At 39.6% G+C, this 13,393-nt stretch carries 14 protein-coding genes; 9 read left to right on the top strand and 5 right to left on the bottom strand.

The window, feature by feature from the left end; genetic code table 11:
- Positions 1-62: 62 nt before the first annotated feature.
- Positions 63-1,424 (bottom strand): metalloprotease PmbA, encoded by a 1,362-nt coding sequence (gene pmbA, locus KX723_RS00915; RefSeq protein WP_218814260.1) that lies wholly within the window; start codon positions 1,422-1,424, stop codon positions 63-65.
- Positions 1,425-1,538: 114 nt separating this feature from the next.
- Between pmbA and KX723_RS00920 the strand changes: the two genes are divergently transcribed.
- The 5 genes from KX723_RS00920 to KX723_RS00940 all read left to right on the top strand — a co-directional run bounded on the left by KX723_RS00920 (position 1,539) and on the right by KX723_RS00940 (position 6,008).
- A complete protein-coding gene (locus tag KX723_RS00920; protein ID WP_218814261.1) occupies positions 1,539-1,964 on the top strand; it encodes a rhodanese-like domain-containing protein in 426 nt (141 codons plus the stop codon).
- A gap of 149 nt (positions 1,965-2,113) precedes the next feature.
- On the top strand, positions 2,114-2,380 hold the full coding sequence (grxC, locus tag KX723_RS00925) for a glutaredoxin 3 (protein ID WP_218814262.1): 267 nt from the start codon (positions 2,114-2,116) through the stop codon (positions 2,378-2,380).
- Complete coding sequence (gene secB, locus KX723_RS00930) at positions 2,377-2,883, top strand: protein-export chaperone SecB (protein WP_218814263.1); 507 nt, start codon at positions 2,377-2,379, stop codon at positions 2,881-2,883. The genes grxC and secB overlap by 4 nt, the downstream gene beginning before the upstream one ends.
- A gap of 6 nt (positions 2,884-2,889) precedes the next feature.
- A complete protein-coding gene (coaE, locus tag KX723_RS00935; RefSeq protein ID WP_218814264.1) occupies positions 2,890-3,573 on the top strand; it encodes a dephospho-CoA kinase in 684 nt (227 codons plus the stop codon).
- 128 nt (positions 3,574-3,701) lie between these two features.
- Positions 3,702-6,008: a hypothetical protein gene (locus tag KX723_RS00940; RefSeq protein WP_218814265.1), complete on the top strand. Its 2,307-nt coding sequence runs from the start codon at positions 3,702-3,704 to the stop codon at positions 6,006-6,008.
- Positions 6,009-6,108: 100 nt separating this feature from the next.
- Here KX723_RS00940 and KX723_RS00945 read toward each other — a convergent pair whose 3' ends face one another.
- On the bottom strand, positions 6,109-6,942 hold the full coding sequence (locus tag KX723_RS00945; protein WP_218814266.1) for a hypothetical protein: 834 nt from the start codon (positions 6,940-6,942) through the stop codon (positions 6,109-6,111).
- Positions 6,943-7,241: 299 nt separating this feature from the next.
- Between KX723_RS00945 and KX723_RS00950 the strand changes: the two genes are divergently transcribed.
- Complete coding sequence (locus tag KX723_RS00950; RefSeq protein ID WP_218813323.1) at positions 7,242-7,412, top strand: hypothetical protein; 171 nt, start codon at positions 7,242-7,244, stop codon at positions 7,410-7,412.
- Between the two features lie 97 nt (positions 7,413-7,509).
- On the opposite strand, the gene KX723_RS00955 is transcribed toward KX723_RS00950, so the two are convergent.
- Positions 7,510-8,874: a TolC family outer membrane protein gene (locus tag KX723_RS00955; RefSeq protein ID WP_218814267.1), complete on the bottom strand. Its 1,365-nt coding sequence runs from the start codon at positions 8,872-8,874 to the stop codon at positions 7,510-7,512.
- A 91-nt stretch (positions 8,875-8,965) separates the two neighbouring features.
- Here KX723_RS00955 and KX723_RS00960 point away from each other — a divergent pair, with 91 nt between their 5' ends.
- Together KX723_RS00960 and parE are read left to right on the top strand one after the other, a co-directional pair.
- On the top strand, positions 8,966-9,589 hold the full coding sequence (locus KX723_RS00960; RefSeq protein WP_218814268.1) for an NUDIX domain-containing protein: 624 nt from the start codon (positions 8,966-8,968) through the stop codon (positions 9,587-9,589).
- 2 nt (positions 9,590-9,591) lie between these two features.
- On the top strand, positions 9,592-11,493 hold the full coding sequence (gene parE, locus KX723_RS00965; protein ID WP_218814269.1) for a DNA topoisomerase IV subunit B: 1,902 nt from the start codon (positions 9,592-9,594) through the stop codon (positions 11,491-11,493).
- Between the two features lie 55 nt (positions 11,494-11,548).
- Here parE and KX723_RS00970 read toward each other — a convergent pair whose 3' ends face one another.
- Complete coding sequence (locus tag KX723_RS00970; RefSeq protein ID WP_218814270.1) at positions 11,549-12,379, bottom strand: hypothetical protein; 831 nt, start codon at positions 12,377-12,379, stop codon at positions 11,549-11,551.
- A gap of 306 nt (positions 12,380-12,685) precedes the next feature.
- Entirely contained in the window at positions 12,686-12,856 is a 171-nt protein-coding gene (locus tag KX723_RS00975; protein ID WP_218813323.1) for a hypothetical protein, read from the bottom strand.
- A 3-nt stretch (positions 12,857-12,859) separates the two neighbouring features.
- Here KX723_RS00975 and KX723_RS00980 point away from each other — a divergent pair, with 3 nt between their 5' ends.
- Positions 12,860-13,312: a hypothetical protein gene (locus KX723_RS00980; protein ID WP_218814271.1), complete on the top strand. Its 453-nt coding sequence runs from the start codon at positions 12,860-12,862 to the stop codon at positions 13,310-13,312.
- The last annotated feature ends 81 nt before the right edge of the window (positions 13,313-13,393 follow it).

Consider the following 13,393-nt stretch of genomic DNA (forward strand, 5'->3'; position numbering starts at 1 on the left):
AAACTGTAATCTGGATGGCCACGCTCATTGCATTCGCTCGCCATGACGCTTTTGAGCCTTTGTTAAGGATCCAATCCCGCTATCATCATATTTTCTAAAAGAATTGAACCTGTCAAAATTGAACTTCGATGATCGATATCATTGCCTATAGCCACCATATTTTTATACATATCGCGTAGGTTGCCTGCAATCGTAATCTCTTCTACCGGATATTGTATTTTTCCATGTTCAACCCAGAAGCCAACAGCGCCGCGTGAATAGTCGCCCGTTACTAAATTGACGCCTTGGCCCATGAGTTCAGTCACCAATAAACCTTTATCCATCTGTTTGATTAAATCTTCTAAGCTCAATTGGCTGGTTTCTAGCACAATATTGTGTGCGCCGCCTGAATTACCTGTTGTTTGCATACCTAATTTGCGTGCAGAATAACTACTCAGCAAATAACCTTGTAAAACGCCATTCGACACTAATGTTCTGTCGCGGGTGATGACACCTTCATCATCAAAGGGAGCGCTACCTAGACCTTTAAGTAAATGTGGTTGCTCATGAATCGTTATCTTGTCAGAGAATATTGGTTGGCCAAGCTGGTTTACTAGAAAAGAAGCTTTACGATAGAGATTTCCCCCCGAGATGGCGGATAAAAAATTTCCAATTAAACTACTTGCAATTTCAGCATGAAAAATAACCGGTGCTTGGCAAGTGTTTAAGCGTGTTGCATTTAAACGATTTAGAGTGGCTTCTGCCGCTTTTTTTGCGAGTTTTTCAGTAGGATCCAGTTGGTGTGGATCACGACTCACCGTATAGCTACCATCACGTTGCATACCTTTTTTATCTTTTGCTACGAGCCTGCAAGAAAGACTGTGTCTAGAGCTTGGATAGCTCCCGATGAAGTTGTTGCTATTGGCATAAAGGTAGATGCCTTGATGCGTTGATAGACTAACCCCTTCAGAAAGTGTAATGCGCTTATCGATGGCTAAGGCGCTCTTTTCACAGTCCTTACCCAGCTCAATGGCATTCTGAGGATCGATGGACCAGGGATGGTGTAGATCTAAATTAGGCGGGGACTTTGCGAGTAACTCTGCATCAGGAAGACCGGAGAAAGGGTCCTCTGTTGTGAATCGTGCGATGTGACAAGCCGCTTCTACCGCATTTTCTATGGCGGCTAAACTGAAGTCCGAGCTGGATGCTGAACCTTGTCGTTGAGCAAAATAGACATTAATTCCCAAGGATTTATTGCGATTATGTTCAATGGTCTCTACTTCGTTCATTCGAACATTGATCGAAAACCCAATGTCATGTGTTATATTCGCTTCAACCTGCGTGGCACCCTTTTTTTTAGCCATCTGTAAGATTTCGCTGAGCAGCATTTTATAGTCTGTTTGCTTGCTTAAAAAATCAACAGGATGGTCTATTTTATTAGGCATGAATTAATATTCTCTTATGAAAATGAGCAGGCAGTATAGCGGGCAGGTTTAAATTTCGCTAGACTATGTGGCACATGCCGTGAAAAGGCAACTTACATTTAGGTCAAATCCAATATGCAACAGTTCATTGAATTTAGTTTACGACACTGGGAGCTTTGGTTGGCCTTTCTAGTGATTTTAGGGTTTTTGCTTACTTTTGAGTTACATATCAAACTGACTGGGGCATCACCTTTATCCGCGCAGCAAGCTATCTTTCTGATGAATAGAGAAGAAGCTATTTTATTAGATGTTCGTGATGTGAATAGTTTCTCAAAAGAACATATTGCCGCGTCTATTAATATCCCCCTTTCCGAGTTGGCGCAAAAGATTAATCAGCTTGATTCATATCGTGAAAGGCCTATTATTATTAACTATAGTCAAGGACAAGCCCATCATCGCGTTGCACGATTGTTAAAAAACGCTGGGTTTAGCAAGATTTATCACCTTAAAGGCGGAATAATGAGTTGGAAAAATGCCGCATTGCCCTTAGCTAAAAAGTAAACATGATTACATATACTCACAGCAATGGGATTTTCGGCAAGGCGCCGCGAAAGCGAGCAACCGCAGTGTATATAACATACATGAGGATTGCGAACCGAGCGGCAACACAGTCGAAAGTTCAAGTGCGAAGAGTATAATAGAGAGGATTTATGTCCAAGATTGTGATCTATACCACTGCCGTATGTGCTTATTGCAACAATGCCAAACAATTGTTGTCTCAAAAAAAGCTGGATTACACGGAAGTGCGCGTTGATACTGACCCAGAGAAAATGAAGAAAATGATTGAATTATCGGGTCGGCGTACCGTGCCGCAGATATTTATTAATGGTAAACCTATTGGCGGATTTGATGATTTATCTGCATTAAATGCCTCTGGTAAACTAGATGATTTATTAAAAGAAGGAAACGCTTCATGACAAACGATCAAGCAAACAACGCTTCCCCAGCGCCGGAATTTACTATTCAACGGGTTTATGTAAAAGATTTATCCTTAGAATGTCCGCAATCGCCGCAGGTTTTTCAAGAGGAAAGGCAGCCTGAGTTAAATTTACAATTCGCGATGAATAGCAGTACGGTTGATAAAGCAATTTATGAATTGATTTTACAGATTACAGTCACCGCAACCTCAAAGGAAAAAACATTATTTTTAGTAGAAATAAAACAAGCGGGGCTTTTTACTTTAAAGGGTTTTACGGAAGAACAAATTCAACAAATACTGAGTATCACTTGCCCTACTATACTGTTTCCTTATGCACGTGAAGCGGTGTCTGATTTGGTAGGTAGAGCTGGGTTTCCACCGCTTTATTTGGCGCCAGTTAATTTTGAAGCCTTGTATATGCAGCAAATGCAAGAGCAGAGTGAAAAAGAAGGTGGTGCTTCAAAAAAAGCTAATTCAAAAAACTCTATTATTACGCACTAATTTCAGGTGTTTACCGTCGCGCTAACAGGAGGTATTGCCAGTGGCAAATCAACGTTGGCTCGCTGTTTTTCTGATCTAGGGGTAACGGTTATTGATGCTGATCAGATTGCACATAAAATAATGTGTGATCTTGAGGTTCTTCAGCAGGTTGTAGCGTACTTTGGCCCCTCTATTTTAACCGCAGACAAACAATTACACCGTCCTTCCTTGCGCGAGATTATTTTTTCCGATTCCACAGCACGTAACTTTTTAGAGCAGTTATTGCACCCCTTAATCTATAAGCAAATTCACGAGTCTATTCAGCTTGTTAAATCAATTTATTGCCTTGTGGTTATTCCGCTTTTATTTGAAGAGCGGACGGCTAGCCTACTTAAAGAAAAGCCAGCTTCAGGGATTGCGATTGAATTAAACCGGGTGATGTTAGTGACCGCTCCCAACGCGCTACAAATTCAGCGTGCACAAGAACGTGATCAGGCAAAGAAAGAACAAATTGATGCTATTTTATCTGCACAGATTTCAGTCAGTGAGGGTTTAAATAAAGCAGATGATATTATTTATAACAAAACAACCTTAAGCGATCTGCGCCACTCCGCTGCTAGATTTCATCGAATGTATTTAGCGTTTGCCCACGCAAAAAACATTACTCTTGAACAATCCGCCTTTCTTCGTTATTATCTTGCCATCAAATAAGAATGATTCTTAATATCATTTAACTAATTAGCTAAAGTATCGTTTGAATTTAATTTTTTGTTAAGCAAGGCTAGCTTATTATTCAATATCGATTGCTTTATTTAACCTAAAAGTATGGGTGCCGCGCTATGACGAAAAAAGCTGCAAAAATATTGAAAAATATTTTGAGTATAACCTTAGGCCTGACTCAAGTTTTTGTTGATGGCTTCTCAAGTATTAGGCAAATGGGTGATTTTACTTCCGCCCCTTGGGCAAAGGGCGTTTCAGGTACTGCGAGTATTGTAGAGGGTGAGATTTATAGAAAAAATATTTTTGAGGGTTTAGGTTTATTTAGTTTATTAAGTAAAAAAGGCTTATCAGAATATTTAATTCTACAGGCTTTGGAGGCGGAATTAAGCAGACTCAAAGAATACGAAAAAGAATTTGAAGAAAAGCTACGCTGTTTTTTTAGTGAAATTAAAAAAGATAGGGAAGATACAAGCGTTAAGGATGTTGAGGCGTTAGCGGTCTTAGAAAAACATGAGATTAAACTATTTAGAGAAAATAGCGCTTTAGAGGAAAAAGATGTAGATAGTTTCTTTTCTTATCTTGAAGCACTTGAAGAAGAGAGATTCGGGACCCAGCAATTTATTAAATTTGAACTTATTCCACATGATAAAAAAGATGGTGGACAGTTTATACAATTAAAAGAAGAGTTTGAAGAATTTCAAAAAATAAAAAAAGAAAGTGATTGCGCCTTTTTGATTAGCTATAAAGCGAATAAAACCCTTCTAGAAACGGCTGAATCTTTAGGTCTAGAAAAATCTGAAATTGAACAGGCAGAAAAACGTTTAAAAGTTTTACAAAAAATTCTTGTAGAGAGTGTTTCTCATCCTAAAAAATGGTCTATTATTCCTCAAAATGATATTAATCCTGACTTGTCTAAGAGACTCGAAGCAGAACTTTCTTTAGGTAAAGCGAGATTGTTACCCTTGCGTCTGAGTATATTATTCAGTGCAGGCGTAGGAATAGCATCGGGCGTTGTTGTTTTTTACACATTCCCGCCGGTTCTCACTGGGGTTCTCACAAGCTTAGGTCTTAGCTTATCCTTGACAGTTTTATCGACAATCATGTGGCCACTTGCGATCCTTGCCGCGGTTTCTTATGGAATTTTGATCTATAACACCATGGCGGATTTGATTGTTAATGAGACATTATCTAAGTGGTGGCGAGCACTGAATACAGAAATAAAGCAGGGGCGTGCTCCTATTCATCCGCTAAAATATGCTTTGTTGGTCGTTAGTAAAACGATATCGCAGATTTTCACAAGCTTAACACACTGGTTTAAAGTAAAGCCGGAAGAAAGTGGCTTTGCTTATGGCTTAAGAATCATACTGAGTTTACTGATGATAAGCTTTGCAGTGATGGCCGCGCTAACGACCGGTTATACCGCGTTTAGTCAGTTGCAAGATTATCTCAGTGCGGTTGTCGGCTTTATTATTGCACTACCATTAATGGTAAGTGATTTAACATTTACTTTAAAAAATTCATTCGAATCCATCGCATTACTTTCTGGCATTTCGCTGGCTAATTTAATTGATCCTTTTAAAGAAGGTTGGAAAAGTTTTCAAGCGCAATTGGAAAAAGAAAATTATCTGCAAGTAACATTGCATTTACTTCGGTTACCGCTAGAGCTTCTACTCAGCGTGTTCAAAATGACGATATTTTTCTTGCATGTTATTTTTATATCAGTTGCAAGCGATAGACTTTTTAGCTTACCTTGTTGGGTGACGCTTATTTTTACAGCGGGGAGTGAATTTTTAACTGATATTTGTCCTATTTTTGGGAAAAAAGAAGCAGGGGAAGGCCATGATCATGACCATGGTGGAATTATTAACTGGATAGCAAAAGGCATTTTTATTGCGCCTGCAACGATATTAGGATTTTTCAATTATTTGTTTAGTCAGTTGAATCGATTAGCTTCAAAAGAATCTAAGCTTGAAGCATTAGGTTTTAGAGAAGCGATACTTAAAGAATGGCAGCAATTCGATATTCGACATTTGCATGAAGAAAAAAACGATCAACAACAAAAGATTGATAGTAGTCACGGCGCAGAGTTACCTAATCAGATCGTATTACAGAAAGCCATCAAGATTTGCGATAAACAAATAGATCGTTTAGAGAGTGGATTTTTTAACAGTAAATTAGCGCAGGAAAAGAAAAAGGTTTTTGTGGCTCATCGAAACAACTTTATTAGTGCCTGTCAAAAGGGAACAAATGCATCTTCTATAAAAATTGATGCAGATAAAGATGAGATACTTTCTAAACATCGATTTTTCAATCGAAGCAAGCAAACAGAATCAGTTAGACAGTTAAGGAAGATACAGTATTGGATTGGTGTGGATAGCCCAGTGAGTAATCACAATGGGTCGGTCTTAATGACAGCCACCGCTTAAAGGCATTAGCTTGCGGATTTCAGGCGGATAAATAGAAAATGTTGCAATGAGTTTTCTGTGTATACTCATTGCAACGTTGCCTTCTGTTATCTGAAGCCCATCAGTTATTTCCCATTCCAAAAGCGTCACTAATACTAGGCTCTGATATATCCTCAGTAGAGTTCATACGGAGTGGACTACAGGGTGCGCTAGGTATTGGCATTTGAGGAAAACTATTATCCTGACGAGATGTTTGATCTATAGTTATTTGTTTCGCCTTTTCAAGGGTTGTGATGATAGCGTCACGATGTTCTTCAGCGGCCCCAACAACTGGGGACGCTGCATCCCTTTTCTTTATGATATATCTTGATATAAAGTGAGATATACCTGTTAGTGAAAGGGTTGCCGAAATAGCGGCTACTACAAGTGGAATATTTGCGCTAATTAATTTCACTATAGATGCGGCAGTGGATGCAAAGGCGCCTACGCCGAAGAGAACAGCTGCAGCCACTGCTACCATGGCTATTGCAGCTACCCCGTAAATAAGTAGACCAGAAACCCTTTTAGAAATAAGAGCTAACCATTCTAATAACTTATGATAACGGTCAGCTTTATTAGCATGTTCTTTCTCAAGTGCTATTAACTTATCTAAAATATCTTTTTTTATAAGCTCTACTAACGCTGATACGGTCTTTTCTGGTCTCTCGGTTTTACCATCAAGCGCTTTTATGGATGGAAATAAGTCTTTGAATTTTTCTTTGTCAGGAACTAATTTACTCTTAATAGAGCGCCACGTTGATCTACTATCCTCTGAGTTTTTATAAAAAAAGCCGAGATCAAACTCATTGAATTCATTCCTTAGCTTCAAGGCTTTGCTAATATCGTCTAAATATTTTTTGCCTCCTTGACAGAGTTCACCTGTATCTTTTATTACACCTTGATTAATTATTATCATGCTGGCTATAACCCTTTCTTTTTTGTTGTTGGTAAATATTAATTTTCAGATCATTTTTTTAAAATAATCATCAGCTTGACAGTCTATATTATAAAACTTAAAGAATCATTAAATTCGTTTTAGGAGCTATAAACCGCTCAGAACAAACGAATTATAAGTAATTGAAAAAATGAAATTATTTATAAAGGTTAAAATTTAATGGGAAGTGTATTTAATAAAAACTTAAGAAAAGAGCGGGTTTATAATCAGGCTGCATTAAATTTCATAAAAAATAGCAACGCTAGGTTGCTATTCATGCGATGAGACAGGAAAGCATTGTGAAAGCAATGCGAAGTCGAAGAGCCCGCGATAGGCGTGCGTTGACGGGCGAAGCAGGAAACGCATCACGCCGTAAAGTCATTTGTGGGAGGCACGGGCATGAACTCCGAAGGAGTGAGTGCGTGCCGGACGCAGGACGTATCGCGGCCTAATTTCAGTCGCGTCATGCGAACGAATTTCGGGGACACGATGGCCGAAATTCTTCGGGAGCATAGCGACTCACTTGTTTAATTGCAATGCCAATGCGCGCTAAGTATTTTTTCGTAGCCACTGATTAATTTGTTGTAAATCGTCTGGCTTTAGAGTGCCAGCTTGTTGTTTAAGCAATAAGCTATCCAGTAAATAGGTATATTGGTCACTAGCCGCATTGCGTTTAGCGTCATAAAGATTTTGTTGGGCAAGTAATACATCGACAATGGTACGTGTTCCTGTTGAGAAACTTTCTTGTGTACTATCTAATGAGAGTTGTGCGGACTTAATAGCTTGGCGTTCTGCTTTAATTTTGCTGATATCTGCTAATACATCGTTGTATTTTTGTCGTGTTGCTACGATGACTTGTCGATATTGATTATCAAGGTTAGCGCTGGCTGTTTGAAAATCATATTCGGCTTTACGTGTATTGGATGAAACGGCGCCGCCTGAAAAAAGTGGTACGTTTAACTGTAACCCAACCACCGCGCTATTTCTGTTTGTTGTTCCGATGTTGAGACCGTCATCTCTACCATAGCTTCCTACTAAGTTAACGGTAGGTAAATGCCCAGAGGCTTTAACCTTAATGTTATCGCGGGCCGCTGCCATGGCATAACGACTTGCCATGAGGTTTAGGTTATAGGCGGTTGCTGTAGTGATCCATTGTTCAACGTTAGCAGGTTGTGGCGATAATAATGGCAGCACTTGCTTAAATGTATTCAAATCAGCATAAGTTTGCCCGGTTATTTGACGTATGGTTTCTTGGCTATTGCGTAGCGCATTTTGTGCGGTAATTTCGGCGGCGATGGACTTATCATAAGCGGCTTTTGCTTCATAAACCGTTGTAAGCGCATCGAGGCCTACACGTACACGTTCCTGTGCTTGCTCTAATTGTTTGGCATTCGCGGCTTTTTCGGACTGGGCTAAGTGTAAATTATCTTGGGCGAGTAAGACTTGAAAGTAAGCATTGGCAACACGATAGACAAGTGATTGTGCGGCCGCGCCAAGCGTTGCATCGGCCTGTCTGCCTGTATTATTAGCTTGTTTGAGCGCAAGCCAGTCGCCTATATTCAATAAAGGCTGGGTAAGGGAAATACTATAGCCTCGCGATTGAAACTGGCTGACGCCAAATGGGCTTCCGGGAGGGGTTTGGGTAATATTTTGATAATTAGATGTTAACTTGGCTTGCCCGTTAATAGACGGTAATAAAGCGGCTACACTCTGAGGGATGGCTTCTCGCGTGGATAGCCGTGTTGATACAGCGGCTTGATAAACCGTATCATTTTTTGCAGCAGCCTGATAAATATCGACCAAATCAGTGGCAAAGCAAGGCTTTAGAAGAGCAAAAAAGAGAGTGAGTCCTAACAAGAGTTTAAAAGTTAGGGTTGGGGCTTGTTTATAGAGCCTAGATTGTAGAATACGCATGATTATTTTTATTATTAATAATGGGTCTGGCCTGGCCAATATTTGTCCAGATGGTTTATTATGCCACGTCTAGTGGCTGGGAAATAGTACTATGCAGCCAACTTTTACGAGTAAAGATGTCAAAATACTGGAACAACGGCGTGTTTATCAGGGTCATTTTCAGCTTGACTGTCTAAAACTCCAATACCGCCTATTCGATGGTGGTTGGAGTAAGCCTGTCTTTAGGGAGGTCTTTGAGAGGGGGGATGCCGTAGCCGTGTTGCTTTTTGATCCACAGCGCGATCAACTTGTTTTAATAGAGCAGTTTCGCGTTGGCACGCTGAGGAAAACAAATAACCCCTGGATTATTGAAATTGTGGCCGGTGTGGTAGATGCTGAAGAAAATTTTGAGCAAGTGGCAAAACGAGAAACGAAAGAAGAAACAGGGCTTAGTTTACATAATTTATTGCCTATTTCGCATCATTGGGTGAGTCCTGGCGGAAGTACGGAACGAATTTGTCTGTTTTGTGCCCAAGTCGATTCAAGTCTAGCGCAAGGGATACATGGCTTAGCGAGTGAAGGCGAAGATATTCGTTTACATATTGTACCTGTCAAAGAGGCTTATAATTTGGTCAATGAAGGGAAAATAGATAATGCAACGACTATTATTGCGTTACTATGGCTGCAGCAAAATGAAAAAAAGGTCAGAAAAGCCTGGTTAACTAAAGTGGATTAATTATGAAATCATCTTCTTCCTCAAAACGCTATACCGCTGAAGCCATTGAAGTATTAAGTGGTCTTGATCCCGTTAAGCGACGACCCGGTATGTATACCGATACATCGAGGCCAAATCATTTGGCGCAAGAGGTAATCGACAACAGTGTAGATGAAGCCGTAGCCGGTTATGCGAAGCATATTGAGGTTACTTATTACCCCGATAATTCTTTAGAAGTGAGTGATGATGGTCGAGGCATGCCGGTTGATATTCACCCAGAGGAAAAAGTAACAGGTGTTGAATTAATTTTGACCCGCTTACATGCAGGTGGAAAATTCAATCATAAAAATTATCGTTATTCGGGTGGTTTACATGGTGTCGGTGTTTCTGTTGTGAATGCCCTCTCACGCCGTTTAGAAGTAACGATTAAACGTGATGGTTTTATTTATCAAATGCAATTTGAACACGGTAATAAAAAATCACCTTTAAAAAAGCTAGGACGTACCAATAAAGCAGAAACCGGAACTACCATACATTTTTGGCCCGATAAGCCTTATTTTGATTCCGAAAAATTTTCTGTCAGTCGTTTGAAGCATAGTTTACGCGCTAAAGCAGTTTTATGTCCGGGTTTACACGTTACGTTTAATGATAAACACAATAATAAAAAAGAAGAATGGTTCTATGAAGAAGGAGTTATCAGCTACTTAAAAGAAAATTTACGGCAATATGATTATTTGCCTAAAGAGCCATTTCATGGGCACTTTGCCGCCGAGAACGAAGAGGTAGATTGGGCAGTTTGTTGGCTTTTAGAAAGTGGCGAAGGCTTGATGGAAAGCTACGTGAATTTAATCCCTACTATCCAAGGCGGAACACATGTTAATGGTTTACGTACTGGCTTATTAGAAGCGATGCGCGAGTTTTGTGAATTACGTGATTTATTACCACGTAGTTTAAAGTTAGCACCCGAAGATGTATGGGAAGGTTGTCATTATGTGTTATCCGTTAAATTATTAGAGCCACAGTTTTCTGGTCAAACCAAAGAACGGCTTACTTCACGCGAATCAGCGAGTTTTGTTTCAGGGGTTATAAAAGATGCATTTAGCCTCTGGTTAAATCAGCATGTGACAGAAGGTGAAAGTTTAGCAGAGCTGATGATAGCGAATGCACAAAAGCGTTTGCGTACCAGTAAGCAAGTCGTACGTAAGAAAATACTCAGTGGTGCGGTATTACCTGGAAAGTTAGCCGATTGTACGCAAACTGATTTGAGTCGCACTGAACTATTTTTAGTTGAAGGTGATTCCGCGGGAGGATCGGCAAAGCAAGCACGAGATAGGGATTTTCAGGCCATTATGCCGTTGCGAGGAAAAATATTAAATAGTTGGGAAGTTGCTAGTAATCAATTACTCGGTTCACAAGAAATTCATGATATTACCGTTGCAGTAGGTGTTGATCCTGGTTCTACGGATTTAACAGGGTTGCGTTACGGTAAAATTTGTATTTTAGCTGATGCTGATTCTGATGGGTTACATATTGCTACTTTGCTCTGTGGTTTGTTTCTGAAACATTTTAAGCCGTTGATTGTAGAAGGGCATATTTATATTGCGATGCCACCACTCTATCGTATTGATATTGGTAAAGAAGTTTATTACGCCTTAGATGATGCCGAGAAACAATCGGTTTTAGATCGTTTGTCCTCAGAAAAGAAAAAAGGCAAAATTAGCGTGCAACGATTTAAAGGTTTAGGTGAAATGAATCCTTTGCAGTTGCGCGAAACAACCATGGCACCGGATACAAGACGTCTTGTTCAATTAACCATAGATGGTGAAAAAGAAACGATTTCTTTAATGGATATGTTGCTCGCTAAAAAACGTGCAGCCGATCGTAAAAGCTGGCTAGAGAAAAAAGGTGATCGTGCAATAGTTTAAAAAATAATCTGCCTTGGCGCAGTTGATTGAACGTCCAAGGCAGAACCATAACTTTTTAACGGCGTACGGGAGATGGGGTCGAACGACCTGCTTGCTCAACCGTATCTTCTCCAGATGATGGCTTAGCGCTCCTCTGTACGGTTGCGGCGACATCTGATTGTAGCGGTCTTATGCCAGAAAAAGAAGGCCCCTTCATTGGCGTTATATTCTGGTCCTTTGCGCTATTAAGCGATTCGATATTCCCTTCGGTCTGCGTCTTAGCTTTCTCTAAGGCATGTTCTGCGTTGCGCTTGCTACTGACGGCTTTCCATGACGCGAGGAAGAGCATCGACATTACCGTGATTAAGGCGCCACTTGCCGTGATAGGGTTAGCCATTACTAAGGCTACTACGGGCATAATGATGGGCATGAGGATAGGTAATGAGATATAACCCTGTGTAATTAAAGCGGTTGTAGCGAGTGCAACGAGCGTGCTGCCGAATATTCCGATAGTTAATCTTTTTAAGAAATTAGCGAGGGTTCTTCGTCTATTGAAAGTACTTTCGCATGATTTAAGATATTGTTCCTCTTTAGCTTTTATTTTACTTAAAATATCATTTTTTATGAGGTCTACTATCTCTGATATAGTTTTTTTCTGTCTATCCTTCGTGTTTAGCTTTTTTCCTACGGAAGGGAATAATTCTTTGATTTTATCGCTTTGAAATTTTTCCTTGGCATCTTCCCATGGTTCATTAGCGCTCACACCATATGTATATAAAAACCCAATATCAAATTGATCAGATGGATTAGCTAACTTTAATTTTTCTGTACGTTTTTTTAAATAGTTTTGACTCTCTGGGCTGAGTTGATCTATGTTTTTTATCACGCCATTTTTAATTTCTAGCATACTCACTATAACCTTTTTTATTATTAGTAATAAATATTAAATTTCAGATTATTTTTTCTAAAATAATCATGAGCTTGCTACTTTATATTATAAAACTTAAAAAAGCATTAAATTTGAGTTGCGCGCTAAGTACTTTTCTTTTCGATGAAGGCTCTCTCCAGGGTTTTCTTAATATGGCCTTAATAATTATTCAATATATTTAGCTTCTTGTTATACAAAAAGTAAATATTAACAAGTGAGTCGCTATGCTCCCGAAGAATTTCGGCCATCGTGTCCCCGAAATTCGTTCGCATGACGCGACTGAAATTAGGCCGCGATACGTCCTGCGTCCGGCACGCACTCACTCCTTCGGAGTTCATGCCCGTGCCTCCCACAAATGACTTTACGGCGTGATGCGTTTCCTGCTTCGCCCGTCAACGCACGCCTATCGCGGGCTCTTCGACTTCGCATTGCTTTCACAATGCTTTCCTGTCTCATCGAATGAGTAATCAATTAACGGGCAAAGATACTTTATATGGCTTGTTTGGTCTGGTAGTCAGACAGCAAACCTATATTTATTTTGATTATTTGAGCATAGAGAAGGAAGCAATTCCCAATAGATTTGCTGGGCTGTTAGAGTATTTTCCGATAAATACGGCTATGGAAAAGTCTTACGCCTATGGTAATTTTTTTGCTAAATTTTTAGTTAAAGACTTGATGAAAAACCAATTAAAAACTTTGAATAAAAGAGTGTCTTTTAATCAAGAACAGTCTATTTTGATTAACAATTTGCCTTCTATTTTAGATTTTTTAGGATCATTTGTTGGGTTAAGTAGTGGAAAGACAGTGAAGAAGTTGTTAGTTTTAGTAGATGAATCGATTCTTCAGGATTTTCTTATTGAGAACCCTGAGGTGGCAAAAGAAATAGTAGACTTTCTGCGAAAAGCTAAGTAAGTTAAACTTAGGTGTATAAAATAAGAAGAAGGATGCAAGGATGTCCCTGAATTATAAAAAGCTAAGCAAAAAGCCGTTATT

The sequence above is a fragment of the Rickettsiella endosymbiont of Dermanyssus gallinae genome (assembly GCF_019285595.1).
GTDB lineage: Bacteria > Pseudomonadota > Gammaproteobacteria > Diplorickettsiales > Diplorickettsiaceae > Rickettsiella_B.